Source organism: Marinobacter sp. V34 (genome assembly GCF_055524115.1).
The window spans coordinates 92,569-117,179 of the sequence record NZ_JBUPZY010000009.1; the positions used below are offsets into that span (position 1 = coordinate 92,569).

At 57.2% G+C, this 24,611-nt stretch carries 27 protein-coding genes; 17 read left to right on the plus strand and 10 right to left on the minus strand.

Features of this window, described 5'->3' with window-relative positions:
- Positions 1–26: 26 nt before the first annotated feature.
- Entirely contained in the window at positions 27–380 is a 354-nt protein-coding gene (locus AC0B60_RS15215; RefSeq protein ID WP_465086717.1) for a helix-turn-helix transcriptional regulator, read from the minus strand.
- A gap of 452 nt (positions 381–832) precedes the next feature.
- On the opposite strand from AC0B60_RS15215, the gene sufB reads away from it, so the two are divergent.
- From sufB to AC0B60_RS15250, 7 genes are read left to right on the plus strand one after another with little or no spacing between them, the layout of a single operon-like run.
- On the plus strand, positions 833–2,281 hold the full coding sequence (gene sufB / locus AC0B60_RS15220) for a Fe-S cluster assembly protein SufB (RefSeq protein WP_465086718.1): 1,449 nt from the start codon (positions 833–835) through the stop codon (positions 2,279–2,281).
- Positions 2,282–2,336: 55 nt separating this feature from the next.
- The gene (gene sufC, locus AC0B60_RS15225; protein ID WP_007153376.1) at positions 2,337–3,110 is read left to right on the plus strand and encodes a Fe-S cluster assembly ATPase SufC; all 774 of its coding nucleotides are present in this window, start codon (positions 2,337–2,339) and stop codon (positions 3,108–3,110) included.
- A 12-nt stretch (positions 3,111–3,122) separates the two neighbouring features.
- Positions 3,123–4,409, plus strand: coding sequence for a Fe-S cluster assembly protein SufD (sufD, locus tag AC0B60_RS15230; RefSeq protein WP_465086719.1), 1,287 nt, complete (start codon positions 3,123–3,125; stop codon positions 4,407–4,409).
- 6 nt (positions 4,410–4,415) lie between these two features.
- Positions 4,416–5,669 carry an aminotransferase class V-fold PLP-dependent enzyme gene (locus AC0B60_RS15235; RefSeq protein WP_465086721.1) on the plus strand — a complete coding sequence of 418 codons (1,254 nt, stop codon included), beginning with the start codon at positions 4,416–4,418 and terminating at the stop codon, positions 5,667–5,669.
- 13 nt (positions 5,670–5,682) lie between these two features.
- Positions 5,683–6,036 carry a HesB/IscA family protein gene (locus AC0B60_RS15240; protein ID WP_465086723.1) on the plus strand — a complete coding sequence of 118 codons (354 nt, stop codon included), beginning with the start codon at positions 5,683–5,685 and terminating at the stop codon, positions 6,034–6,036.
- 40 nt (positions 6,037–6,076) lie between these two features.
- Positions 6,077–6,619, plus strand: a complete 543-nt coding sequence (gene sufT / locus AC0B60_RS15245) for a putative Fe-S cluster assembly protein SufT (RefSeq protein ID WP_465086724.1) — start codon at positions 6,077–6,079, stop codon at positions 6,617–6,619.
- Positions 6,619–7,080 (plus strand): SufE family protein, encoded by a 462-nt coding sequence (locus AC0B60_RS15250; RefSeq protein WP_007153381.1) that lies wholly within the window; start codon positions 6,619–6,621, stop codon positions 7,078–7,080. Before sufT ends, AC0B60_RS15250 begins: the two co-directional genes overlap by 1 nt.
- A 10-nt stretch (positions 7,081–7,090) precedes the next feature.
- On the opposite strand, the gene AC0B60_RS15255 is transcribed toward AC0B60_RS15250, so the two are convergent.
- Both AC0B60_RS15255 and AC0B60_RS15260 read right to left on the minus strand, forming a co-directional pair.
- Positions 7,091–8,287, minus strand: coding sequence for a flagellar assembly protein T N-terminal domain-containing protein (locus AC0B60_RS15255; protein WP_465086725.1), 1,197 nt, complete (start codon positions 8,285–8,287; stop codon positions 7,091–7,093).
- 14 nt (positions 8,288–8,301) lie between these two features.
- Complete coding sequence (locus AC0B60_RS15260) at positions 8,302–8,844, minus strand: LPP20 family lipoprotein (RefSeq protein ID WP_465086726.1); 543 nt, start codon at positions 8,842–8,844, stop codon at positions 8,302–8,304.
- 254 nt (positions 8,845–9,098) lie between these two features.
- Here AC0B60_RS15260 and AC0B60_RS15265 point away from each other — a divergent pair, with 254 nt between their 5' ends.
- The 6 genes from AC0B60_RS15265 (at position 9,099) to AC0B60_RS15290 (ending at position 14,819) form a co-directional block, all read left to right on the plus strand.
- Positions 9,099–10,358 (plus strand): conjugal transfer protein TraF, encoded by a 1,260-nt coding sequence (locus tag AC0B60_RS15265; RefSeq protein ID WP_465086727.1) that lies wholly within the window; start codon positions 9,099–9,101, stop codon positions 10,356–10,358.
- Between the two features lie 131 nt (positions 10,359–10,489).
- Positions 10,490–11,599, plus strand: coding sequence for a multifunctional CCA tRNA nucleotidyl transferase/2'3'-cyclic phosphodiesterase/2'nucleotidase/phosphatase (locus AC0B60_RS15270; RefSeq protein WP_465086729.1), 1,110 nt, complete (start codon positions 10,490–10,492; stop codon positions 11,597–11,599).
- Positions 11,600–11,607: 8 nt separating this feature from the next.
- Positions 11,608–12,354, plus strand: coding sequence for a pteridine reductase (locus AC0B60_RS15275; protein WP_465086730.1), 747 nt, complete (start codon positions 11,608–11,610; stop codon positions 12,352–12,354).
- Positions 12,355–12,444: 90 nt separating this feature from the next.
- Positions 12,445–13,623 (plus strand): acetyl-CoA C-acetyltransferase, encoded by a 1,179-nt coding sequence (locus tag AC0B60_RS15280; protein ID WP_465086731.1) that lies wholly within the window; start codon positions 12,445–12,447, stop codon positions 13,621–13,623.
- A gap of 7 nt (positions 13,624–13,630) precedes the next feature.
- Positions 13,631–14,095 carry a tRNA (uridine(34)/cytosine(34)/5-carboxymethylaminomethyluridine(34)-2'-O)-methyltransferase TrmL gene (gene trmL, locus AC0B60_RS15285; RefSeq protein ID WP_465086732.1) on the plus strand — a complete coding sequence of 155 codons (465 nt, stop codon included), beginning with the start codon at positions 13,631–13,633 and terminating at the stop codon, positions 14,093–14,095.
- The gene (locus AC0B60_RS15290) at positions 14,073–14,819 is read left to right on the plus strand and encodes a substrate-binding periplasmic protein (protein ID WP_465086733.1); all 747 of its coding nucleotides are present in this window, start codon (positions 14,073–14,075) and stop codon (positions 14,817–14,819) included. Before trmL ends, AC0B60_RS15290 begins: the two co-directional genes overlap by 23 nt.
- Positions 14,820–14,878: 59 nt before the next feature.
- Here the strand turns inward: AC0B60_RS15290 and secB are convergent, their stop codons facing one another.
- Complete coding sequence (gene secB, locus AC0B60_RS15295; protein ID WP_007153391.1) at positions 14,879–15,379, minus strand: protein-export chaperone SecB; 501 nt, start codon at positions 15,377–15,379, stop codon at positions 14,879–14,881.
- Positions 15,380–15,521: 142 nt separating this feature from the next.
- Positions 15,522–15,938, minus strand: a complete 417-nt coding sequence (locus tag AC0B60_RS15300) for a rhodanese-like domain-containing protein (protein WP_007153393.1) — start codon at positions 15,936–15,938, stop codon at positions 15,522–15,524.
- A 161-nt stretch (positions 15,939–16,099) separates the two neighbouring features.
- On the opposite strand from AC0B60_RS15300, the gene gpmM reads away from it, so the two are divergent.
- From gpmM to AC0B60_RS15320, 4 genes are all read left to right on the plus strand, one after another.
- Positions 16,100–17,647, plus strand: a complete 1,548-nt coding sequence (gene gpmM / locus AC0B60_RS15305; RefSeq protein WP_465086734.1) for a 2,3-bisphosphoglycerate-independent phosphoglycerate mutase — start codon at positions 16,100–16,102, stop codon at positions 17,645–17,647.
- 2 nt (positions 17,648–17,649) lie between these two features.
- Positions 17,650–18,780: a murein hydrolase activator EnvC family protein gene (locus tag AC0B60_RS15310; protein WP_465086840.1), complete on the plus strand. Its 1,131-nt coding sequence runs from the start codon at positions 17,650–17,652 to the stop codon at positions 18,778–18,780.
- A gap of 104 nt (positions 18,781–18,884) precedes the next feature.
- Positions 18,885–20,285 carry a S41 family peptidase gene (locus AC0B60_RS15315; RefSeq protein WP_465086735.1) on the plus strand — a complete coding sequence of 467 codons (1,401 nt, stop codon included), beginning with the start codon at positions 18,885–18,887 and terminating at the stop codon, positions 20,283–20,285.
- 35 nt (positions 20,286–20,320) lie between these two features.
- Entirely contained in the window at positions 20,321–21,100 is a 780-nt protein-coding gene (locus AC0B60_RS15320) for a divergent polysaccharide deacetylase family protein (RefSeq protein WP_465086841.1), read from the plus strand.
- Positions 21,101–21,140: 40 nt separating this feature from the next.
- Here the strand turns inward: AC0B60_RS15320 and hisF are convergent, their stop codons facing one another.
- The 5 genes from hisF to AC0B60_RS15345 all read right to left on the minus strand — a co-directional run bounded on the left by hisF (position 21,141) and on the right by AC0B60_RS15345 (position 24,514).
- Positions 21,141–21,914 (minus strand): imidazole glycerol phosphate synthase subunit HisF, encoded by a 774-nt coding sequence (hisF, locus tag AC0B60_RS15325; RefSeq protein WP_465086737.1) that lies wholly within the window; start codon positions 21,912–21,914, stop codon positions 21,141–21,143.
- Positions 21,915–21,921: 7 nt separating this feature from the next.
- On the minus strand, positions 21,922–22,659 hold the full coding sequence (gene hisA, locus AC0B60_RS15330; RefSeq protein ID WP_465086738.1) for a 1-(5-phosphoribosyl)-5-[(5-phosphoribosylamino)methylideneamino]imidazole-4-carboxamide isomerase: 738 nt from the start codon (positions 22,657–22,659) through the stop codon (positions 21,922–21,924).
- On the minus strand, positions 22,653–23,294 hold the full coding sequence (hisH, locus tag AC0B60_RS15335; protein WP_465086739.1) for an imidazole glycerol phosphate synthase subunit HisH: 642 nt from the start codon (positions 23,292–23,294) through the stop codon (positions 22,653–22,655). Before hisH ends, hisA begins: the two co-directional genes overlap by 7 nt.
- Positions 23,295–23,345: 51 nt before the next feature.
- Entirely contained in the window at positions 23,346–23,939 is a 594-nt protein-coding gene (hisB, locus tag AC0B60_RS15340; RefSeq protein WP_465086740.1) for an imidazoleglycerol-phosphate dehydratase HisB, read from the minus strand.
- Positions 23,940–24,052: 113 nt separating this feature from the next.
- On the minus strand, positions 24,053–24,514 hold the full coding sequence (locus tag AC0B60_RS15345; protein ID WP_465086741.1) for an SRPBCC family protein: 462 nt from the start codon (positions 24,512–24,514) through the stop codon (positions 24,053–24,055).
- Positions 24,515–24,611: the final 97 nt, after the last annotated feature.

Below are 24,611 nucleotides of genomic sequence, written 5' to 3' on the forward strand. Positions count from 1 at the left end.
CGCTGCCCCGGTCATTTGTGCCTGTATCAGGCCGCCCGTGAGCGGTAAGCACCCGGCGACTTGCCCATCCAGCGCTTGAACGCGCGACTGAACGCACTGAGTTCCGAGAAACCCAACTGTTCGGCAATTTCCACCAGAGATTTACTGCGGTCCTTTAGATAGGCCAGTGCCCGCTCGCGCCGGATGTCCTCAAGCAATGCCGCGAACGTCAGGTTTTCTTCCTTCAGCCTCTTATGAAGCGTATGCCGGCTCATATGCAGCTGGGAGGCGATGGTTTCCACTCCCACCCTACCGCGCTCAAGATGCCCGGCAATCAACGAAGTCACCCGCGCACTGAACGGTGCTTTGGCCGCGCGAGGCTCCATCGGTTCTGAGTGCATGTTTCTGTCTCCTGAGATGTCCAGGCAGGCAACCGCTGCCCACGCCCGTCAGCGTACACATGTTAGCCGAAAATAACCATATTCGGCTTTAGTCGCAGACAGGACGTCATGCGGCTCGGCAATGCAAAGAACCGGCCTATTGGCTCGATTGCCACAGCCTTAGTGCCACAAGGGTCGATTAAGGTATAATCAGCTCGCGTGCAATTTAATACCTGACTATTTTACTCTGGTATTGTATACTCACTCACCAGAAGAAACGGATATTGCCTTTGATTTTCAACAGGGCAACACCCAATCCGTCATCCAAAAACCGATTGCAGAGCGCACCCACCAAGGTGGGAGATCACTGCAACAGCTGAATTTATGACATCCGCCCGGCAGCCCTGAACACGAGACTACCGGCGACACCAGGGGCTGCAAGGCCCGAGATGAGAGAATACGGAGCGACGATCATGGCGACCACCGATAAAGAGGTGAACGAGCTGATCAAACGGGAATACGAACACGGTTTCGTAACAGAAATCGAAGCCGACACGTTCGAGCCCGGCCTTAACGAAGACGTCATTGCCCGCCTTTCCGCCATCAAGAAAGAGCCGGAATGGATGCTGGAATGGCGTCTGAAAGCCTACCGTCGCTGGCTGGAAATGGACGAGCCGGACTGGGCACACGTGGGTTATCCGAAAGTCGATTACAACTCGATTTCCTATTACTCCGCGCCCAAGCGCAAGGAAGACATGCCCCAGAGCCTCGATGAGGTAGACCCGGAGCTGCTCAAGACCTACGAGAAACTGGGCATCCCCCTGCACGAGCGTGAAAAGCTCGCCGGCGTGGCTGTTGACGCCGTATTCGATTCGGTTTCCGTGGCGACCACCTTCAAGGAGCCACTGGCCAAGGCCGGCGTGATTTTCTGCTCCATTTCGGAGGCCATTCAGGACTACCCGGAGCTGGTTAAAAAGTATCTCGGCTCTGTGGTGCCTGCAGGCGACAATTTCTTCGCCGGCCTGAACTCCGCGGTCTTCTCCGACGGCACCTTCGTGTACGTACCCAAAGGCGTGCGCTGCCCCATGGAACTGTCCACTTACTTCCGTATTAACGCGGCCAATACCGGGCAGTTCGAGCGCACCTTGATCATCGCGGAGGATAGCAGCTACGTCAGCTACCTTGAGGGCTGTACCGCGCCGATGCGCGATGAGAACCAGCTGCATGCGGCGGTGGTTGAATTAGTGGCCCTGGACGATGCACAGATTAAGTATTCCACTGTGCAGAACTGGTACCCCGGCGATGAGAACGGCAAGGGCGGCATCTTCAACTTCGTCACCAAGCGTGGCGCGGCCATCGGCAAGAACTCGAAAATCTCCTGGACCCAGGTCGAGACCGGCTCTGCCGTCACCTGGAAGTATCCGAGTTGCGTATTGCGTGGTGACAACAGCGTAGGCGAGTTCTATTCGGTGGCGCTGACCAATAACTTCCAGCAGGCGGATACCGGCACCAAGATGATCCATCTGGGCAAAAACACGTCCAGCACCATCATCTCCAAGGGCATTTCCGCGGGCAGGAGCTCCAACGCCTATCGCGGGCTGGTGAAATTCGCCCCCGGTGCGGAAGGTGCGCGTAACTACACCCAGTGTGATTCGCTGCTGATCGGCGACCGCTGCGGCGCCCACACCTTCCCGTACATCGAAAGCAAGAACAAGTCGGCCATCGTTGAGCATGAGGCCACAACGTCCAAGGTCAGCGACGAGCAAATGTTCCTCTGCCGCCAACGCGGCATCGACCCTGAGCAGGCGGTTTCCATGATCGTGAACGGCTTCTGTAAAGAGGTGTTCAAGGAGCTGCCGATGGAGTTCGCCGTTGAGGCTGGCAAGTTGCTTGAGGTTAGCCTTGAGGGGTCTGTTGGCTAACAGCCAGCAGACAGCCCCGCACCGGAATTCAGAAAACAGAGAGAGAAATCGTCAAATGCTGAGCATCAAAAACCTGCACGCATCCGTTGAGGGTGAAGAGATCCTCAAGGGCATCAACCTGGAAATCAAAGCCGGGGAAGTTCACGCCATCATGGGCCCCAATGGCTCAGGCAAGAGTACCCTGTCCCAGGTGCTGGCAGGCAATGAGACATTTGAGGTAACCCAGGGCGAAATCAGCCTGAACGGCGAGAACCTGCTGGACCTTGAAACCGAAGAGCGGGCTCGTGAAGGTATTTTCCTGGCGTTCCAGTATCCGGTGGAGATCCCCGGCGTCAGCAACCTGCAGTTCCTGCGCACCGCCGTCAACGCCATGCGCACGCACCGTGGCGAGCCGGAAATGAACGCCGCAGAGTTCATGAAACTCGCCAAAGAGGTTTCCAAACAGGTGGACCTGGACCCGGCGTTCCTCAAGCGTGGTGTCAACGAAGGCTTCTCCGGTGGCGAGAAGAAACGCAACGAGATTCTTCAGGCGCTGCTGCTGCAGCCAAAGCTGGCCATTCTGGATGAGACAGACTCAGGGCTCGACATTGATGCCCTGCAGGTGGTTTCCAAGGGCGTAAACGCCCTGCGCGCCGAAGACCGTGCCATTCTGATGGTGACTCACTATCAGCGTCTGCTGAACCACATTGTGCCAGACCATGTTCATGTACTGGCCGGTGGCAGGATCGTCAAATCCGGGGGTCGCGAGCTGGCCCTCGAGCTTGAAGAGCGTGGCTACGGCTGGCTCGGCGTGAAAGACGAAGAAGCCACCCCCAGTGCAGCCAGCTAAGGAGGCCGTGGAATGAAACCAGCACCAACGCTTTCCAGCGCCTTCCTTGAACCGGGCGGGCAATCGCTGCCGGCACCGCTTCTTGAGCTGCGCAAACAACGGGGCACGGCACTGGTGAATATGCCACTGCCGACCCGCAAAACCGAGAACTGGAAATACTCCAGCCGGCACCTGAAGCTGACCGATGAACTCGCCACTACCCTGCCCGCAACCGGCAAGGACGGCTACAGCTTGTCGATTCCCGGTTATCGCGTGGTATTCCATAATGGCGTGATGATTCCGGAAGCTTCGGACTTTCCGGACCTCGACGGCATCCGCATTCAGCGTTTCGCCGATCTGGACGATGACGAAGCCGCGGGCCTGGCCGAGCGCCTAGACAACACGCTGGACACCCGTGCCGTACAGATGGCGCGACTGAACTCCGCTCGCTTTGAAGACGGCCTGTATATCCAGTTGGACAAGGAAGCGGTTCTCGATCAGCCGCTGTTCATCGTGCACGAAGTGACCGGCACGGCTTCCGGTTCGGCGTACCCGCGCATTTATGTGGATGCCGCACGTCACAGCCAGATTACGGTGGTAGAGGAATACCTCTCCAGCGGCGAGGAGCCGGTCATGGTGGATACCGTCACCGAGTTTGTATTGGCAGACGGAGCCCAGGTCACGAATGTGCGATTGGTCATGGAAGGCGAGAACGTACAGCACATCGGGGCTACCGGTGTTCGCCAGGCTGCCAATTCCCGTTTCGAGAGCCACTGCGTTGGCTTCGGCGGACCGCTGCGTCGGCACGACCTGCAAGTTCGACTGGAAGGCGAAGGCGGCGAGTGCAAACTGAATGGCGTAGTCGTCACCCAGGGCAAACAGCACTACGACAACCATACGTCCATTGAACATGTGGCCGCCCACTGCGACAGCGAGGAAACCTATCGCAATATCGCTGCAGACGAGTCCCACGCCGTGTTCAATGGCCGCATCCATATCCACGAGGATGCCCAAAAGTCCAACGCGAACATGAACAACAAGAACCTGTTGCTCTCCACCGGCGCCGAAATCGACACCAAGCCCGAGCTGGAGATCTACGCGGACGACGTTAAATGTGCCCATGGCGCAACGATCGGCCAGCTTGACAGGATATCCCTGTTCTACCTGGTATCCCGTGGCATCGGGCGCCGAGAGGCCAATACCCTTTTAACAATGGCCTTTATTAATGAACTTGTTGAACAGATCCCGGTTCAGGCAGTCAAAGATGCTGCCCAGCTCCGGCTGAATGAATTTTTCGACCAGACATTTCAGGAGGCCTGACCGGTTATGACAGACCTTTCCATGGCCAAAAAAGCGGGCACTGCGGCGTTCGACGTCGAGGCTGTCCGGCGGGACTTTCCGATCCTTGATCAACAGATCAACGGCAAGCCTCTCGTGTATCTGGACAACGGCGCTTCTGCACAGAAACCCGTCGCCGTGCTGGACGCCATGGATCGCTATTACCGGGAAATGCATTCCAACGTCCATCGGGGCGCCCACACGCTTGGCGACCGCGCCACCAGCGCCTTCGAGGGCGCCCGGGAGAAGGTTCGCGCCTTTCTGAACGCTGACAGCACTCGCGAGATTATCTGGACCCGCGGCACCACCGAGGCCATTAATGTGGCGGCCAATGGCTTGGCCGGCCGCCTCAAGCCCGGTGACGAAATCCTCGTCAGCCATATGGAACATCACGCTAACATCGTGCCCTGGCAAATGGTTGCCGAGCGCACGGGGGCGAAGGTGGTTCCCATCCAGGTCACGCCTCAGGGCGAGTTGGACCTCGACTCGTTCAACAGCCTGCTGGGCGACCGTACCCGGATACTGGCACTGACTCACGTGTCCAACGTTCTGGGCACAGTGAACCCGATTGCGCCACTGATTGAACAGGCCAAAGCCCATGGCGTTATCACCGTGATCGACGGTGCCCAGGCTGTGCCACACTTCCAGCCGGACGTACAAGCACTGGGCTGTGATTTCTACGTGTTCTCATCTCACAAGCTGTTCGGCCCCACGGGTGTTGGCGTACTGTACGGCAAGGCCCAGTTGCTGGAAGAAATGCCCCCGTTCCAGGGCGGCGGCGAGATGATCGAACGGGTATCGTTTGAGCGCACCACCTGGAATGTGTTGCCTTACAAATTCGAGGCCGGCACACCGCCGGTTGCCGAGGCCATCGGCCTGGGCGCAGCTATTGATTACCTGGGCGGCATGGATCGCAACGGCATGGAAACGGCGGAAAATGCGCTTCTCACCCGTGCTAATGAACTGGTCGAGTCGGTCCCAGGCATGGAAATCATCGGTACGGCCAGCCAAAAAGTGCCCGTAATGTCCTTTAAAATCGCCGGCTTGCACCCCAGTGATATAGGCACATTGCTGGATCAACAGGGCATCGCGATCCGCACTGGCCACCACTGCGCCATGCCGTTGATGGACTTTTACGGGGTTCCCGGTACAGCCCGGGCATCCTTTGCGTTTTACAATACGCTGGAGGAAGTGGAACAATTGTTCACGGCCCTGCAGAAAATCCAGCGTCTGTTTGCCTGATGGAGGTGGAAATATGACAGCCGAAGTCTTCACACCAACCGTAGCGGTCACCATGACGCCGACAGCGGTAAAGCACGTACGCAAACAATTGGACAAGAAGCCTGAGGCGAAAGGTATCCGCCTGGCTATCAAGAAAAGCGGCTGTTCCGGCTTCAAATACGAAACCCAGTGGGTGGAAGAAGCCGCGACGGACGACAAAGTGTTTCACATCGACGGTGTGGATGTCTTTGTGAAGGAAGAGCACCTGCCTCTGGTGAACGGCATTGAAATTGATTTCGTGACCGAAGGGGTTAATTCCCTGTTTCATTTCCGGAATCCGAACGCGACGGCAGAGTGCGGTTGTGGCGAGAGCTTTACGGTCGCCTGAACCCGACAAACCAGATAGAGAATACGAGGCCCATTAAGGCATGCAAGAACGGGAAGTGGTCCTGACCAAACGCGAAGTGGAGGCACGTCTGGTGCCTGTCGGTACGGAAATCATGATTCCGTCCGATACCTTCGTCACCATCACCCAGTCCCTCGGCGGCAGTTTTACCGTAGCGGTCAACGGTAACCTTGCGCGCGTCGAAGGCCACAACGCCGACGCGCTGGGCAAGAAGCCACTGGAAAGCAGCTTCGACACCCCCGAAGACGGCACCGTAAACGAGAACCAGGTGTGGGAAGCCATGCGTAACTGCTACGACCCGGAAATTCCGGTCAATGTGGTGGAACTGGGCCTGATTTACGAGTGTGAAATTCAGAACGGTACCGAGGAGGGCAACCACGTTTACGTGAAGATGACCCTGACCGCAGCCGGCTGCGGCATGGGCCCGGTGATCACTGAAGACGTCAAGACCAAGCTTGAGCATGTACCCAATGTGGACAAGGTGACCGTCGAACTGACCTTCGATCCGCCCTGGAACAACGATATGCTCACCGACGAAGCCAAGCTTGAACTGGGGATGCTGTAATGACTGCCGCTGAACAGGAGTTTTTGAACAACCCGCTCGGGAAAGACACCACCCTCGAAGACGTTCTGGATGGCTTTGAATTTCTGGACGATTGGGAAGAGCGCTATGCCTTCATCATCGACTTGGGCAAACAGCTACCAGCATTCCCGGATGACGAGCGCAGGGAAGAGAATTATGTGCATGGCTGCCAGAGCCAGGTCTGGCTGATCCATCATTACGATGAGCAAAGCGGCAAGCTGTACCTGCTGATCGACTCCGACGCCATCATCGTTCGCGGCCTCGCCGCCATTATCCTCGTAGCGCTGAACGGCAAGTCTCCCAGGGACCTGCTAGCCACCGACATTGACGAGCTGTTTGAACAACTGGACCTGTTCCGCCATATCTCGCCCACACGAGGAAACGGCCTTCGGGCCATGGTCGGCAAGATACGAGACGTGGCTGCAGAAACAGCTGCAGCCTGATTAACCAGCCCTACCAGACGATAGCCACGTCATCCCGCTGTATATTGATCTGCCCGCCATAGACGGGGATGTTGCCGTTACTGAAATCCGGATGAACGTTATTCACCGTCATGGTGGTGCGACTGTCCACGAGCTCCGGCGTAGCGCCCGGTGAATCGAAAAAACTGGCACTGCGATAGAGTTTCAGTTCATCCCCCGGGCGCAGCCCTGCCGTGGCCCCGGAGTCCAATGTGACCTCATTGCCATCAACTCTCGTCACCCGCGTGATGAATGGCTGACACGCCAACGCGTCATTGACCGCAGACACCATGTCATTCATCAATCCAGCTACAGCCTGTCCGTACTCGGTTTCCTGGAATCCCGCCGACCCGAAACCATTAGAAGACCCCGGCCCCGCATTCCAACGTGCCTCCGTCGAAAATCGCTCCTGATAGACAGGCGCTCCACTGAAGCCGTCATAAACCATCATGTCCACCACAAACCGCCGGTTCTGGTTTACTGCACCAATACTCCGTTGCATGCGGTCGATAACAGAACTCCCCCAGGCGTCCGGATCAGACACGCCAACATCACGGATCACACCGGTAACCACAAACTGCACCCCGAGTTCACGAGCCACCTGGATCACGTTGCTCAATCGATTGTTGAATTTCTGGTGCGTCGGAGCATTGAGCAGGTCGCCAAACAGGCGCTGAGTGGTTGCGCCGAAGACCTGAAGTTTACCGCTGCGCCGAAGATCCGCCTGCAGCAGTTGCGGCAAAACTTCGCCGGCATCCCCTATGCGACCTATCCGGGACTGATCCGGATACACCATGGGAAAACCGGTCACCGCAACACGCTTCCTGAGATCAGCAGCCTCACCAGCCTGGCACTGGCCACTGGCCGACATATCGGCCCGAACCGTGACACGCAACAGATTTCCCCGCCGGTACTCGTCCACAACTTCAACGGACTTTGCCCGTGCCGACGAGGCCACCTGCAGGCGGGATTCAGTCACCACACCGTTTTCCATGGTGTCACGACTACTGATCCTGGCTTCATATTGCAGGGAGACATCCCTTAACGCCGACTTCTTCGCTTCCTGACGTGCACTGTCGACGTCGTCGTTATAAATGGTGGCATGGCCGACGCCCTCCAGCACAACGGCCTGGGCACCGCCACACGCATACACCAACAGCGCTGTGACAACAGAAATAGCCAGCTTCATGGAAAATCGGCCTCTCATTCGAGGTAGTAGAGGGAATCAACGCCCCGGCTCTGGAAATCTCCGGCGCTGTCGTTGCCCCTGGGCATCGGGATTGGGCAAAGGTCCTGCACTTCCCGATCCGTTACGCGGGACACACAGGCGCGGAACCTGGGCTCCAGCTTGAGCTCCATAACGGTTTCCACCACTCCATCACTGTGCTCATTCACTGCCACCATCTTGGCCCCACGAATGTAGCTATCAACGTAGGTGCGGAACATATCGTTCTGCAACACGAAATCGTTCACCGTTGAGCTGCCGTAGATCACCGTGCCGTACACTCGTTCCGCCAGATTGCGATAGGCATCCAACTGGGAAGCACGCCGGGCAAGCAGGCGCTTGCGCGTGTTCAGGCGATCTTTCGACGCTTCCTCATAGGTCCCAAAGCCGCTGACCCTCACCGTAATCGGGTCCAGTTCGGTATGCTGCTGGTCGGCACCGGCGTTCCGGTGCTGGCCCACAGGGGCACAGCCGATCAGCGTTACCACCAGCGCAGGTATCAGTATCCACCGCAGGGTCATGTTGGTTCTCCGAAAAACATCTGTTCACTGTCCTTATGAAAAATTCACGCCAACCTTTGTAATCGACTGAATTTCATTACTTAATTTCTCGAAGTGCTTGCCAGGCAGGATTCATGCGGCAATAAACCACCGCTATTTACAGTAGCAAAACAAATCGTTACCGCTTCACCGGTGAGTCACGCCAGCAACTGAATTAACCTGAACAGCATGTCACCTTTAACTTTAAGAATATCATTGCTTCATCAGGACCCATCATGACCCGTTTCCGTCTGACCAAGCTATCACTGGCCATCAGCCTTTCCATCGCCACCACCTCCGCCATCGCGAGCCCGCAAGCGTTCATGTCATCCCGCTCGTTCGCCATGGGCGGCACCGGTGTCGCCGTCGCCCACCCGGCTGCGGCAGGTGCGACCAATCCGGCGATGATGGCGGCAGATCACCATGAATGGTCCAACGACTTTGGTCTGATCCTGCCCTCCGTCAACGCCCGATTTGCGGACGAAGAGGAAACCGTTGACCAGATCGACGATATTCAGGACACGATTGATCGCTTTCAGGAACTGGACAAGACGTCGAACCCGGAAGATGCCCGCCAAGCCGCCGGTGACCTGAGACGACAGCTCAATGACTTTGACCGCGACACCGTCCGGATTGACGGCGGTCTGGGCCTCGCCCTGGCCGTTCCCACGGAGCCTTTTGCCGTCGGCTTTTTCACCAACGGCAACATACGGGCAACAGTACGTGGAGAGTTTGATGAGGACGATGAGCAGTTCCTGAGTGACCTGGAAACGGCAAACACCGTGGACCTTATTGCCGCAGACCTGGACCGTGACCTGGAATCCCGTGGCCGCATCCTGGCCTCTGCCGTTGCGGAAGTAGGCCTTTCCATCGCCACCTCCATAGAACTTCAGGACAGCTCAAGGCTGCAATTGGGCGTCTCTCCGAAATACGTCCAGTTGCGCACCTTCCAATACACCGAAACCGTCTCAGGGTTTGAAGACGACGAGTTCGACAGCGACGAGTATCAGACCGACAAGAGTGGGTTTAACCTGGATGTGGGTGCCGCCTACGCCTTCGGTTCCCGCAACCAGTGGAATGCCGGCATCGCGGTCAAAAACCTGATTCCCATGGAACTGGATTCGGCGGCGAGCCGCCCCGATGAAGAGGAGCGCACCCTGGAACTCGACCCGATGGTAACCGCTGGCATCGCCCACAAAGGCGACTTCCACGTGCTGACGGCAGAAGTGGACCTGACGGAAAAGAAAGCCTTCGGCTACGAGGATGACACCCAGTGGGTTGCCCTCGGCGCGGAGTTCGACGCTTTCCGCTACGCGCAACTTCGCTTCGGCGTGCGCCAGAACCTCGCCAGCAATGACGACAATGAGGGTATTGAGGAAGACACCCAGTTTACAGCCGGTATCGGCCTGTCTCCGTTCGGTGCCCGCCTCGATATCGGCGGCCTGATCAGCGATGCCGATCTGGGCGTGGCGATTGAGCTCGGTGCTGCGTTCTGACCCTGTTCTAGAAGCAGTTCCACGAAGCCCGGTTTGCTACCGGGCTTTTTTGTGGTCAACCGGTTTGCCTGCGGCCAGCCTTGCCCGGATAATCCCCAGAGCAACATCCCACAAGGAGCAGAACCTGATCCATGAAAACCTATCTGGTGGGCGGAGCCGTCCGTGATGAACTTCTTGGTCTACCGGTCAAAGACCGGGACTGGGTGGTCACCGGTGCAACGCCGGAAGACATGTTGCAACGGGGCTTCAAGCAGGTAGGCGCGGATTTTCCAGTATTCCTTCACCCGGACACCCGGGAGGAATATGCATTAGCAAGAACGGAGCGAAAGCAAGGTCGAGGCTACCATGGGTTTACCGTGTACAGCGCCCCGGACGTGCCCCTGGAGGACGACCTGAAGCGCCGTGACCTGACCATCAACGCCATGGCAAAATCCACCGCCGGTGATATTGTCGACCCTTTCCACGGCTGCCAGGACCTACAGGATCGCAAACTACGCCACGTTTCCGAGGCCTTCGCCGAGGACCCCCTGCGCATACTGCGCATTGCACGCTTCGCCGCCCGACTGCAGCCCCAGGGTTTCACCATTGCCGAACCCACGATGGCACTGATGCGCCAGATGGTGGATCAGGGCGAGGTCAGTCACCTGGTGCCGGAGCGAGTATGGCAGGAAATCCAGCGATCGTTGCATGAGCAGGAACCTGGCACCTTTTTCGAAGCTCTGCGCAAGTGCGGCGCACTGGCTGTTCTTATACCAGAGCTGGAGCCACCCGAGGCATTTTCAGCCGCCATCAACGCCTTACGCCATGCTCACGCATGCAGCGACGACACCAGTGTCCGCTTTGCAGCGCTGCTCTCCCCCCTGGCGCCAACCGACGCCCGGAATCGAGCCGGGGCACTGAAAGCCCCCAACGACTGCCAGGATCTCACCCGCCTCACTACCGATTTGATACCTAAGATCCGCTCCATGGCGCCTCACGATGCCGACCTGTTGTTGAATATGCTGGATGAGGCAGACGTGTGGCGTCGGGCAGACCGATTTTCCGGGCTAATAAATACCCTGAAGTGCGCCCTTCCGGAATCAGAACAGAACAAGGTGGATTGGCTGGAATCCGCGCAACACGCAGCCACCGGAGTAGAGGCAAAAGCACTGATGGAACAGGGGTTTCGCGGAAAAGAACTGGGTAAAGCGATCCACAACGAGCGGTTACGGCGTATCCTCGCATTCCTCAACAACGAGTAAGACACGCTATGGCATCACCAACACTTGTGGCGCTCATTACCGGCGCAGCGCATCGGCTCGGCGCCCATACCGCCAGGCATCTCCACCGACGCGGCTGGAACCTGGTAATCCATTACCGTTCGCGGGAAGCGGACGCCAACGCCCTTCGTGACGAGCTCAACAGCATCCGGCAGGAATCGGCAGTTGCCATCCAGGCCGACCTTGCCGCCCCGGACCAGACGGAATCGCTGGCCAACCAGGCTATTTCCGCCTGGGGCCGGCTTGATGGCCTGGTGAACAACGCCTCGGTGTTCTACCCCACCCCTACAGCGGAAGCCAGTGAAGGCGACTGGGACGCCATCATGAACGCCAACCTGAGAGCGCCTTTCTTTCTCGGCCAGGCCTGCCTCCCGGCCCTGAAGCAGTCACGGGGTGCCATCGTGAATCTTATCGATATCTACAGCCAACGGCCTCTGGCCGACCATCCACTTTACTGCGCCAGCAAGTCCGGGCTCGCTTCACTGACCCTGTCCTGGGCGAAAGACCTGGCACCGGAGGTGCGCGTCAACGGTGTATCTCCTGGCGCCATTTTATGGCCCGAAGGTGATGCCGCTATCACCGAGAGCTACCAGCAAAGCATCGTGGCAAAAACACCTCTGGCCAGCACCGGCAAACCGGAAGACATTGCCGGCGCCATTGCCTTCCTGCTATGTGATGCACCCTTTGTTACCGGTCAGATCCTCGCAGTGGATGGCGGCCGCAGCCTCAATATGTAAAACCATCGCAGCTGCCTGCTTTGGCCTACTCGCGCTTTCCGATACAATGCAATCAGCTTTTAAAATCTGCGTGCAAACTGGAGAGAGTCCATGCGTGATGTAGTTATCGTAGCCGCCAAACGTACCGCCGTCGGCAGCTTCGGCGGCGGGTTGTCCAGCCTCAGTGCCGATCAGTTGGGCAGTGCCGTTATCAAAGCCCTGCTTGAAGAGACCGGCGTCGCCGCCGATCAGGTCAACGAAGTGGTCCTGGGCCAGGTGCTCACCGCTGGTTGCGGACAGAACCCGGCACGCCAGGCCTCCATCAACGCCGGTATTCCAGCCTCGGTACCCGCCATGACCATCAACAAGGTGTGTGGTTCTGGCCTCAAAGCCGTTCACATGGCGGTCCAGGCGATCCGTTGCGGCGACGCCGAACTGATGATCGCCGGTGGCCAGGAAAGCATGAGCCAGGCTCCCCATGTGCTGCCTAACAGTCGCAACGGCCAGCGCATGGGTAACTGGAACATGGTGGACACCATGATTTCCGATGGCCTTTGGGACGCCTTCAATGACTACCACATGGGCGTGACCGCTGAAAACATCGTGGAAAAGTATGGCATCACCCGTGAAGAACAGGACGAGTTTGCGGCTGCCTCACAGCAAAAAGCAGCCGCTGCGATAGACTCTGGTTACTTCGACGGCCAGATTGTTCCAATCACTATCCCTCAGCGCAAAGGCGATCCTCTAATCGTTAATACCGATGAAAGTCCCCGAGCAGGCGTTACCGCTGAAAGCCTGGGCAAACTTCGCGGTGCGTTCAAAAAGGATGGAACCGTCACCGCCGGCAACGCGTCTTCCCTTAACGACGGCGCGGCGGCAGTGATTGTTTGTAGCGCCGACAAGGCCAAAGAACTTGGGCTTGAGCCGCTGGCCACCATCAGGGCTCACGCCAATGCTGGTGTTGACCCGACCATTATGGGCACCGGCCCGATCCCGGCAAGCCAACGCTGCCTTAAGCTGGCCGGTTGGTCAGTGGGCGACCTGGATCTGGTGGAAGCGAACGAAGCCTTCGCTGCCCAGGCCATTTCCGTAAACCGGGACCTGGGATGGGATACCGCGAAGGTCAATGTGAACGGTGGTGCTATCGCACTGGGCCATCCAATCGGGGCTTCCGGCTGCCGAATCCTGGTCAGCCTGCTGCACGAAATGGCTCGCCGGGATGCGAAGAAGGGCCTTGCCACCCTGTGCATTGGCGGCGGCATGGGTGTTGCCCTCGCCGTGGAACGTTGATCACAGGATGTTGAACGTGGTGCTGTTCGAGCCGGAGATACCGCCGAATACCGGCAATATCATGCGGCTCTGCGCCAACACCGGCTGCCGTCTGCATCTGATTGAACCCCTGGGTTTTACCCTGGAAGACAAGCAGATGCGGAGGGCCGGCCTGGACTACAGTGAATACGCAACGGTAACGGTACACTCCAGCTATCAGGCCTTTCTGGAGAGTGAGCAACCTCTAAGGCTTTTCGGGCTGACCACCAAAGGCAGTCATGGTTATCATGAGGTCACGTACCAGAGTGGTGACTATCTGATGTTCGGCCCCGAAACCCGCGGACTGCCACAAAATGTCCGCGACGCGATGCCGGAGCAGTATCGCCTGAGAGTGCCCATGCGACCGGAAAGTCGTAGCCTTAACCTATCCAACACGGTAGCACTGGTGGTTTATGAAGCCTGGAGGCAGTTTGGGTTCGAAGGGTCACAATAGCCACATCCGGGAAAAATGGCCCGCTTTTGCCATTTTGCTCATGCTTACCGCCAGCAATGCCTGGTCCAATAACGATACGCAGGCTACCCGCGTTATAACCACGCCCTCGACAACCTCAGAAGTGTCTGTGGTACTTGGCAAACAGATCATCAGAAAACTCTATGACAGCTGCGAGCTGGACATAAGATATCTGGATGTCCCGGCTGCGCGGGCCGTGCTTATGGCAGAGAAAGGCCAGTCAGACGGCGAGCTTGCCCGAATCCCGATGGCCGTTAACAACAATGCTCCGTTACTCCCCCTGACTACACCGATTCAGGAAGCGCGCCTGGTTTCGGTGGTTCTCAACGACGAAGCAGGCAATTCAAAGGCCTCCTTGAAGGGAAAACGGATTGGCTTCCTCAACGGCTATCGAATGATCGCGCCGGTGCTGCCCGAGAATGCGACACAGGTGACCACCAGTGACACCTTCCAATTGATCGATCTGCTCGAGCGAGGCCGTATCGACGTCGCCCTGACGCTTGAATGGGACGCCCTGGCCGCCAAACGCAAGAACCCAAACCTGTCCATTGGCGAGCCACTGCTGGAAGCCCCCCTCTATCACTGGGTGCACGAATCCCGAAAAAACGATATCCCCTGCCTGTCCCAGGCGCTGGAGTCCATGAAGGCGTCTGGCGAGATCAAACAGATAATCAGTGACGGTATCGGGCCGGAAACCGTCCAATAAAAAACCCCGCGAACCTGAACCGTTGGCGGGGTTTTTCTGGCGTGTACTCCGGGAGCGACTCAGTGAGTCTGCTCTTCCTTCGCTTCCCCTGACGCCTCTTCCTGCTTGCGCTTCAATGCCTGTGCATAGATGGCATCAAAGTTAACCGGTGCCAGCATCAGCGCCGGGAAGCTACCCCGACCGACCACGCCGTCAATGGCTTCCCGAGCGTAGGGGAACAGGATGTTGGGGCAATAGGCACCCAGCATCTGACCAAGCTGCGGGCCTTCAATACCTTTCACCAGGAAAACGCCCGCCTGCTGAATCTCGACGATGTAAGCCACTTTTTCATCGACTTTCGCGGTCACAGTCAGAGACAGGACTACTTCGTACTGGTTATCGCTGATCTTGTTGTGGGAGGTGTTCAGATCCAGATTAACCTGAGGTTTCCACTGGTCCTGAAAAACCGTCGGGGAATTCGGCGACTCGAACGACAGATCCTTCACATAGATACGCTGGAGCGCGAACTGTGGTTGATTCTGGTTTTCGTTGCCTGCTGCGGCCTGCTCATTTTCAGCCATGTTCAATCCTTTCATTCTCGATAAGGGGCAACCAGGGCCCGTTGTTATGTCAGTGCTGCCGGAACAGTGTAATGCCTGGCTCCGCCGGCCGATGTGAAACAGTGCGACAGTTTACCGTTCAGTTCAAGGCCTGGCAGGGCCGTTACTTCTTCACCAACGGCAGATTGCTGCCTTTCCAGTCCGCAACGCCACCGTTGAGGCGAACCACATTGGCGTAGCCTTCCGCATTCAACTGCTTGACCGCCATGGCGGAATGCTGCCCCATCTTGTCAGCCACAATAATCTGCTTGTCCTTGAACTTCTTCAGTTCCGACGCACGACTTTTGATACTATTAAGGGGAATATTGATTGAACCGGTTATCCGGCCCTCGTTAAAATCCTTGCGATCACGGATATCGACGACGACAGCTTCGTCGCGGTTAATCAGATTCACGGCTCCCTGCGCAGAGATTTTCTTGCCGCCACGGCGAGACTCGAGCACCAATATGGCCAGCAGGAAAGCGACAAACAGAGATACCAGAATGTAATGGTTAACCGCGAACTCGAACACCCTTTCCATGAAAACACCTTGCTGAATAGTTTGTGGCGGGATTATACACACCCTTCCCCAAGGACAGAAGGTGACCAGGCCGAAGGTGACGCCACTGGCCGGAGGGTGCGAAAATGTTTAGAATCAATGTTCGTTTTAGTAAATTTACCAAACTACCATCGGACTAAGTGATGACTGCCACGCGTAAGCCTACCGCACTGATCATTCTTGATGGCTGGGGCCACCGTGACCCGGCTGAAGACAACGCCATCAGCAACGCCAACACCCCGTGTTGGGATAAGCTCTGGGAAAATCAGCCGAAAACACTCATCAACACCTCCGGCATGTTTGTCGGCCTGCCCCAGGGACAGATGGGTAATTCCGAGGTTGGGCACATGAACCTGGGCGCCGGCCGGGTGGTTTATCAAAGCCTGACACGCATCGACAAAGATGTAGAAGAAGGTAGTTTTACGGAAAACACCGTACTCTGCGCCGCCATTGATAAGGCAGTCAGTAGCAACCGTGCCGTACACCTGATGGGCCTGCTTTCCCCAGGTGGCGTTCACAGCCATGAAAACCACGTGCTTGCGGCAGCTGAAATGGCAGCCAAGCGCGGCGCGAAAGAAGTCTACATCCATGCCTTCCTTGATGGCCGCGACATGCCCCCCCGCAGCGCAAAAGCCTCCTTGGAAAAAGCCGCCACCAAACTCAAGCACCTGGGCGTGGGCCGAGTGGCCTCCGTTGTCGGTCGCTACTACGCCATGGACCGCGACAATCGTTGGGACCGCGTGGAAGAAGCCTACAACGTTATGACCCTGGGCGAAGCCGAGTTCACTTCTGCCGACCCGGTGTCTGCACTGGAACAGGCCTATGAGCGCGGCGAAAACGACGAGTTTGTGAAAGCCACTCGCATCATTGCCAGCGGCGAAAAGGAAGGCACGATTAACGACGGCGACACCGTTATCTTTATGAACTTCCGCGCCGACCGCGCCCGCGAGATGACACGCAGCTTCGTGGAAAAGGACTTCGACGGCTTTGAGCGCCGCAAGCATCCTGAACTGGCTGACTTCGTCATGCTGACCGAATACGCGGCCGACATCGACACCTCGTGCGCCTATCCGCCTGAGCAGCTGACCAATGGTCTAGGCGAATACGTGTCCAACCTCGGCAAAACCCAGCTGCGGATTTCCGAAACCGAGAAATACGCACACGTTACCTTCTTCTTTAATGGCGGCCTCGAAACGCCGTTTGATGGCGAGGACCGAATTCTGGTTCCTTCACCCAAAGTAGCGACCTACGACCTGCAACCGGAAATGAGTGCGCCCGAGGTCACTGATAAGCTGGTAGAAGCGATCAAGAGCGGAAAATACGATCTGGTAATCTGCAACTACGCCAACGGCGACATGGTAGGCCACACCGGTAAACTGGACGCCGCCATCGAAGCCGCAGAATGCATCGACCAGTGCGTAGCCCGGATTACCGAGGCTCTGCAGGAAGTGGGCGGTGAAGCATTGATCACCGCTGACCACGGCAACTGCGAACAGATGACCGACCCCAATTCCGGCCAGGTACACACGGCCCATACTATCGGCCCTGTGCCGCTTATCTACGTTGGCCCACGCAAGGTTAACCTCAGGGACGACGGCAGCCTCAGCGATGTAGCCCCCACCCTGCTCAGCCTGATGAGCCTGGAACAACCGGCTGAAATGACCGGGCACAGCCTGGTGGAGATCGGTTGACTGTGCGTCTTTGGCTGGCAGTGGCGCTGTTTGCAGCCGCCACACCAGCACTGGCGGAGCAACAGGTCACACCTGGCCAGATAGAAGATCTCAAGGAAGAGATTGCGGATATTGATGAGTGGCTTGCCGACGCCGAGGAAGACCGTTCTTCGCTGGAGCAACAGCTCTCTGGGCTTGAACAGGAAATAGGCCGGCTTACCCGCGAACGCCGTGAACTCCGCCAGCAGGCAAAGGAACAGCAACAGCGCCTAACCGAACTTGGCGAGGAAGAGGCCGAACTTACCCGCGTACTGGAAAGCCAGCGCGACAGCCTGAAGAAGCAGATCCGCGCCGCCTGGATGGAAGGCGACGCGCCTGCGGTCAAAGTCCTGCTCAACGAGATTGACCCGGACAAGATCGCCCGCACCATGACCTACTACGAATACCTCAGCCGGGACACCATCGACCGCCTGGAGGCGTTCGCCGCCAATCTCCGCCAATTAAAAGAGACCCAGAAACAGGTTAAATCCGGGCGAGTGCGGCTGGCTAAACTGGAAGAGAACGTTGCAGAACGACAGCAAAAGCTCAGCGCCAGCAAACAGGAACGGCAACAAACCCTCGCCGCCCTGAACGCAGACATCAACAACCGGCTGAGCGAACGCGAAGAACTCGAAGAAGATCGTAAGCGCCTGGCAAAACTGCTACGGGAAGTGGAAGAAGCCATTGCCAATATCCCCACACCCAACGAGTCAGACCCATTCGGTTCACTCAAGAACAAGCTACCCTGGCCCGCGGAAGGCAAGGTTGTCAGCAGCTTTGGGGACAGTTATGCCAGCGGCAAACTCAAGCACAACGGGCTGTTGATCAACACCACCGAGGAAGGCGATGTCAGAGCGGTTCACTATGGGCGCGTAGTGTTCGCCAACTGGTTGCGTGGATTTGGCCTGATCACCATCGTCGACCACGGTGACGGCTACATGACGCTCTATGGCCACAGCAGCAGCCTGTTCACCAGCCCCGGAGACTGGGTTGAAGCTGGAGAAGCGATTGCCCAGGCCGGCCGAACTGGCGGGACCAACGACCCTGCGGTGTACTTCGAGGTTCGCCACAATGGCAAACCGGACAATCCCCGGCGCTGGCTCGGCAACCGCTGAACCTGATCATGCTACCCTAAAGGCTGACAAATCAGCCCGGTAACGCCATACTGTCCGGCAATACTCGGGAACAATCAGTCATCGGATTAACACAGGACATGTGAATGAGACGGGTAAGAAGTCTACACCACGCCAGCACACGCGCACTCGCCCTTGCCACCTGCTTAACCGCTCTGCCCGGCCTTATTCACGCCCAGGAAGCCGATGAAGACACCCGACGCCTGCTGGAAGGCATCCAGCACGGTGAGCAGGTGGAAATACAGCTACCCGATCCTGAAGAACAACTGCCACTGGACGACCTTCGCAAATTTGCCGAAGTGTTCGGGCGCATTAAGGATGCTTACGTGGAAGAGGTTGACGATCGCCAGCTTCTCGAAAGCGCCATCAAAGGCATGCTGTCGGATCTGGACCCCCACTCCACCTACCTCGCCCCGAAAGACTACGAGCAGCTTGAAGAAAGCACCTCCGGCGAATTTGGTGGCCTGGGAATCGAAGTGGGCATGGAAGACGGTTTTGTAAAAGTTATCTCTCCCATCGATGACACCCCCGCGCAGAAGGCCGGTGTGCAGGCGGGCGACCTGATCATCAAACTGGGTGACCAGCCAGTGAAAGGCATGTCACTGGAAGAAGCCGTCAAACTGATGCGCGGCAAGCCCGGAACCATCCTCACCCTGACCATTATGCGAGAGGGTGAAACAGCGCCGATCGAGATTGATGTGGAACGTGACATCATCAAGGTGACCAGCATCAAGTCCCGCATCATCGAGAACGGCTATGGCTATGTTCGCATAACCCAGTTCCAGGCGGATACCGGCACCCAGTTCACCAAGGCACTTGAAGCCCTGGAGAAGGAACATGGCAGCGACCTGGACGGCCTGGTGATTGACCTGCGCAACAACCCGGGCGGCATCCTTCAGGCCGCGGTGGAATCGGCCGATGCCCTGCTTGATAGCGGCCTGATCGTTTATACCGAGGGCCGCATCCAGAGCTCGCGCCTGCGCTTCAATGCCAAGCCCGGGGATGTGATGCCAGAGACTCCTATCGTGGTATTGATTAACGGTGGCTCGGCGTCCGCGTCTGAAATCCTTGCGGGCGCGCTGCAGGATCATCAGCGTGCTGTCGTCATGGGCACCCAGTCGTTTGGCAAGGGCAGTGTTCAGACCGTCATCCCCCTTGATGAAACCCATGCCATCAAGATGACCACCGCCCGCTACTACACCCCTGATGGTCGCTCCATCCAGGCCAAAGGCATCAAACCGGATATTGAAGTGAAGCCGGCGCAACTGACTGAGCTCGACAGCCAGCCGTTCTTTACGGAAGCGGATCTCAGCGGCCACCTCGAAGGGCAGGATGAAGGTCAGCAGAAAGAGTCGCAAAAGCAAGAGGGCGAAAAAAATACCTCGCCGGCGAACAAGGATTTCCAGCTACGCTCTGCACTGAATCTTCTGAAAGGTCTGGGCATCCTCAATAAGCGAAACAAGCCGGTACAGGAAAGCGCGGATTGAAAGCTCTAGCACTACTGATTGCCGCCACTCTGGTTATGTCCCCGGCTGTCGCCGGGGAACACGACCGGCAACTCCCGCCCACCATCGCCATTATCATTGATGATATGGGGCACAACCTGGTGGAAGGCGAGCGCCTGATCGCCCTGGACCAGCCCATCACCCTGGCGTTCCTGCCTTATCGCAGGTACACCACAAGGTTGGCGGAGCTCGCCCACCGGAAGCATAAAGAAATTATGCTCCACGCGCCGATGGCCAATACCCGCAACATTGGCCTGGGCCCAGGCGGCCTAAGCCCGGATATGGACAGGAACAGCATCGCTACGACTCTGCGCCGGGCACTGCAGTCGATCCCTCATGTCCGTGGCGTAAACAACCACATGGGCAGTTTGCTCACGCAACAACTCCAACCGATGGACTGGGTGATGTCTGAACTGGACCACTATCCGGTTTATTTTGTGGATAGCCGAACCATCGCCTCCTCCGTTGCCGGCGACGTGGCAGCCGCCTACCGCATCCCCACCCTCACCCGCGACGTATTCCTGGATCACGAGCAAACCGAAGAGTTTGTGGATCAACAGTTCGAACTGCTGATCAAGCGGGCAAGGGAGAACGGCAGCGCCATCGGGATCGGCCATCCTCATAAGGTTACCGTGGATTATCTTAAGAAACGCCTGCCAGAGCTGGACGAACAGGGAATTGCCATAGCCACCGTAAGTGGAGTCTGGGCCCTGCGAAATGGAAACCGGCCGATGTTTGCGGAGGGTGAGAAACGAGCGATCCGGCCGGCGCTGGCCAAACAGGAGTCAGCGGATTAACGGTATGTCGGGCTCGTCAAAGCCCTAGCCCGACACAGTTTCAGTCACGCACCACAATCCCCTGGGCCTTCATAAACGCCTTGGCTTCCGGAATCGTATGCTGCCCAAAGTGAAAGATGGACGCCGCCAGCACGGCATCAGCGCGCCCTTCCGTGACACCATCCGCCAAATGCTGAAGCTCGCCAACACCGCCAGACGCAATCACAGGCACCGACACAGCATCGCTGATCGCACGCGTGAGCCCCAGATCGAAACCGATCTTGGTGCCGTCGCGGTCCATACTGGTCAACAGTAGCTCACCGGCACCCATGGTTGTCATTTTGCGGGCCCAGTCCACAGCATCCAAACCTGTCGGCTTGCGCCCGCCATGGGTGAAAATCTCCCAGCGCGGCTCTTCACCCTCACCACTGACCCGTTTGGCATCAATCGCCACCACAATACACTGACTGCCGAAGCGGCCCGCAGCCTCACGAACGAATTCCGGATTGAACACCGCCGCAGTATTGATAGACACCTTGTCAGCCCCGGCATTCAGCAGCTTGCGGATATCTTCAACGGTACGTACGCCGCCGCCCACCGTCAGCGGAATAAAAACCTCAGCCGCCATCCGCTCCACGGTTTCATAGGTGGTATCGCGGCTTTCGTGACTGGCCGTAATGTCCAGGAAGGTGATCTCATCAGCGCCCTGTTCATTGTACTTACGGGCCACCTCAACAGGGTCACCGGCATCGCGGATATCGACGAAGTTCACGCCTTTGACAACGCGGCCCTTATCAACGTCCAGACAGGGAATAATGCGTTTCGCCAGAGCCATAATCGAGTTACCCCTTCAGGCTGTCACAGAAGGCTTGAGCTTCAGCCACATCGAGAGTGCCTTCATAGATGGCACGGCCGGTAATGGCTCCCAGGATGCCCTTGTCAGCCACGGTAGCAAGGCGTTTGAGGTCGTCCATATTGGTAACTCCGCCAGAGGCAATCACAGGAATACCACCCTCTTCCGCCAGCGCAGCGGTTGCTTCGACATTGACGCCCTGCATCATTCCGTCGCGACTGATGTCGGTGTAGACAATGGCTTCGACACCGTCGTTGGCAAAGCGTTTCGCCAGATCTGTCGCCATGACTTCAGACACTTCCGCCCAGCCGTCAGTGGCAACACGGCCGTCTTTGGCGTCCAGACCGACAATAATATGGCCGGGAAAGCGCTTGCACATATCAGTAACGAAGTCCGGCTCTTTCACGGCCTTGGTACCAATAATGACCCACTGTACGCCGGCTTTAAGGTAAGCCTCGATGGTGTCGGCAGAGCGAATACCACCGCCGATCTGGATGGGCAGGTCCGGGTATTTGCGAGCAATGGCCTGGACGATTTCGCCGTTCACGGGTTCGCCGGCAAAGGCGCCATTCAGGTCCACCAGGTGCAGGCGACGGGCGCCAGCATCCACCCAGCGGGTCGCCATATCAACGGGGTCGTCTCCGAATACCGTGGAGTCGTCCATACGGCCCTGGCGCAGCCTTACGCACTTGCCGTCTTTGAGGTCTATGGCCGGGATGATCAGCATGTTCCAGTCCAATTGGTAAAGTTTTTCAGTAACTGCAGCCCCGCCCGAGCACTTTTTTCAGGGTGGAACTGCACCGCAAAGATGTTGTCTCTCGCCACCGCTGCTGCCAGATCGACGCCGTAACGGGTACGGCCGGCAATGTCCGGGTTGCCCTCGGCTTCAGCGTAGTAGCTGTGCACGAAATAGAATCGGTCGCCGTCAGGGATATCGTGCCAAAGTGGGTGATCCATGGTCTGGTGGACCTCGTTCCAGCCCATATGGGGCACTTTCAGTCGTTCGCCATTTTCGGTGAGATTGTCACCAAAAAAACGAACTTCCGATGGGAACAGATCAATGCAGTCCACCCAGCCGTTTTCCTCACTGCGGGACATCAGCGCCTGCATGCCTACGCAGATGCCAAGCAAAGGCCTGTCGGCAGCGACTTCCTTTACGAGGCTATCAATGCCAAGGCGACGAATTTCCGCCATGCAGTCCCGGATGGCACCTACGCCCGGCAGGATCACCCGGTCCGCACTGCGGATCTGATCGGCATTGTCGGTGACCAGTACGCGGGCGTCTGGTGCGACGTGTTCAACCGCCTTGCTGACGGAATGAAGGTTACCCATGCCGTAGTCAATAATGGCAACGGTTTTCATGTGAAGAGAGACTTCCTGAATCGTGGTTCTTTACTTGGTATAAGGGGCCGCTTACAGCGACCCCTTGGTAGACGGTGTGATACCCGCCATGCGCTCATCCATTTCGATGGCCACGCGCAGGGCACGACCGAAGGCCTTGAACACGGTTTCAATCTGGTGGTGGGTGTTCTTGCCCTTCAGATTGTCGATGTGCAGTGTAACCATGGAATGATTCACAAAGCCCTGAAAGAACTCTGCGAACAGGTCCACATCAAAGCCACCGACTGCACCACGGGTGTAAGGCACATCCATAAGCAGGCCGGGACGGCCGGACAGGTCAATCACCACGCGGGAAAGCGCTTCGTCCAGCGGCACATAGGCATGGCCATACCGGCGAATGCCCTTCTTATCGCCAACAGCTTGCTTAAAGGCCTGCCCCAGGGTGATGCCGATGTCTTCCACGGTGTGGTGGTCATCAATATGCAAATCGCCTTTCGAGACAATGTTCAGGTCCACCAGCCCGTGGCGGGCAATCTGGTCCATCATGTGCTCGAGGAAAGGCACTCCCGTATCAAAACTGGATTTGCCGGTGCCGTCGAGATCAATTTCAACAGTGATCTGTGTTTCCAGGGTATTTCTTTCTACCCGAGCCTTGCGTTCGGCCATGGGGACTCCAAAGTCATCAATCGGCATATGCCGGAAAAGTGTCTGCGCGCATTATACCTTTTATGATTCTCCGCGTCCCGCAACGGCCTTTATAGCCTTGATAGCAGCAGCCATCAGAACGCTTTTTTCAGGTTACTCATGTAAGTATCAACCAGGCTGTTGAACTCGTGCTTGATCACCGGGCTGATCGCCAGTTTCAACAGGCTCGGCAGTGGTACAGTCAGCTCAGCGCTGGTCTGGAATTTCACAGAGGTAGTGCTGTCGTCTTTCTTTTTGAGGGTCCAGGAGCCTTTCACAACACCATTACCCTCTCCTTTCACCGGCTCCCAGGTAATCTTGCCGTTGTCCTTGTCAGCGAAGTACTTGCACGCATAAACAGACTGAATGGCATGCTTGTCTACGCCCACCTTTTCCATTTCCCAGCGATACGCATTGTCACCCAGATCCACCAGGTTATGCACCTTGGGGAAATGGTTTGCCGATGCGGGCACGTCCGCCAGCAGCTCGAATACTTCGTCATATCCGGCGGGCAGGTCCAGTTCCCGGTTAAGCTCAATAGAGACAGTAATAGCCACTGCTTGCTCCTTTTTATCGTTGTAAGACGCGCTTTATATCGTTGTGTAGAAATAAGGTGCCTATTTTGGCTGATCACTAACGTATTGTCATACACTC

Excerpts from the sequence above, each read along its gene's own strand:
- AC0B60_RS15215 (WP_465086717.1), bottom strand. The coding sequence starts at position 380 with ATGCACTCAGAACCGATGGAGCCTCGCGCGGCCAAAGCACCGTTCAGT.
- sufB (WP_465086718.1), top strand. The coding sequence starts at position 833 with ATGGCGACCACCGATAAAGAGGTGAACGAGCTGATCAAACGGGAATAC.
- sufC (WP_007153376.1), top strand. The coding sequence starts at position 2,337 with ATGCTGAGCATCAAAAACCTGCACGCATCCGTTGAGGGTGAAGAGATC.
- sufD (WP_465086719.1), top strand. The coding sequence starts at position 3,123 with ATGAAACCAGCACCAACGCTTTCCAGCGCCTTCCTTGAACCGGGCGGG.
- AC0B60_RS15235 (WP_465086721.1), top strand. The coding sequence starts at position 4,416 with ATGACAGACCTTTCCATGGCCAAAAAAGCGGGCACTGCGGCGTTCGAC.
- AC0B60_RS15240 (WP_465086723.1), top strand. The coding sequence starts at position 5,683 with ATGACAGCCGAAGTCTTCACACCAACCGTAGCGGTCACCATGACGCCG.
- sufT (WP_465086724.1), top strand. The coding sequence starts at position 6,077 with ATGCAAGAACGGGAAGTGGTCCTGACCAAACGCGAAGTGGAGGCACGT.
- AC0B60_RS15250 (WP_007153381.1), top strand. The coding sequence starts at position 6,619 with ATGACTGCCGCTGAACAGGAGTTTTTGAACAACCCGCTCGGGAAAGAC.
- AC0B60_RS15255 (WP_465086725.1), bottom strand. The coding sequence starts at position 8,287 with ATGAAGCTGGCTATTTCTGTTGTCACAGCGCTGTTGGTGTATGCGTGT.
- AC0B60_RS15260 (WP_465086726.1), bottom strand. The coding sequence starts at position 8,844 with ATGACCCTGCGGTGGATACTGATACCTGCGCTGGTGGTAACGCTGATC.
- AC0B60_RS15265 (WP_465086727.1), top strand. The coding sequence starts at position 9,099 with ATGACCCGTTTCCGTCTGACCAAGCTATCACTGGCCATCAGCCTTTCC.
- AC0B60_RS15270 (WP_465086729.1), top strand. The coding sequence starts at position 10,490 with ATGAAAACCTATCTGGTGGGCGGAGCCGTCCGTGATGAACTTCTTGGT.
- AC0B60_RS15275 (WP_465086730.1), top strand. The coding sequence starts at position 11,608 with ATGGCATCACCAACACTTGTGGCGCTCATTACCGGCGCAGCGCATCGG.
- AC0B60_RS15280 (WP_465086731.1), top strand. The coding sequence starts at position 12,445 with ATGCGTGATGTAGTTATCGTAGCCGCCAAACGTACCGCCGTCGGCAGC.
- trmL (WP_465086732.1), top strand. The coding sequence starts at position 13,631 with ATGTTGAACGTGGTGCTGTTCGAGCCGGAGATACCGCCGAATACCGGC.
- secB (WP_007153391.1), bottom strand. The coding sequence starts at position 15,379 with ATGGCTGAAAATGAGCAGGCCGCAGCAGGCAACGAAAACCAGAATCAA.
- AC0B60_RS15300 (WP_007153393.1), bottom strand. The coding sequence starts at position 15,938 with ATGGAAAGGGTGTTCGAGTTCGCGGTTAACCATTACATTCTGGTATCT.
- gpmM (WP_465086734.1), top strand. The coding sequence starts at position 16,100 with ATGACTGCCACGCGTAAGCCTACCGCACTGATCATTCTTGATGGCTGG.
- AC0B60_RS15315 (WP_465086735.1), top strand. The coding sequence starts at position 18,885 with ATGAGACGGGTAAGAAGTCTACACCACGCCAGCACACGCGCACTCGCC.
- AC0B60_RS15320 (WP_465086841.1), top strand. The coding sequence starts at position 20,321 with ATGTCCCCGGCTGTCGCCGGGGAACACGACCGGCAACTCCCGCCCACC.
- hisF (WP_465086737.1), bottom strand. The coding sequence starts at position 21,914 with ATGGCTCTGGCGAAACGCATTATTCCCTGTCTGGACGTTGATAAGGGC.
- hisA (WP_465086738.1), bottom strand. The coding sequence starts at position 22,659 with ATGCTGATCATCCCGGCCATAGACCTCAAAGACGGCAAGTGCGTAAGG.
- hisH (WP_465086739.1), bottom strand. The coding sequence starts at position 23,294 with ATGAAAACCGTTGCCATTATTGACTACGGCATGGGTAACCTTCATTCC.
- hisB (WP_465086740.1), bottom strand. The coding sequence starts at position 23,939 with ATGGCCGAACGCAAGGCTCGGGTAGAAAGAAATACCCTGGAAACACAG.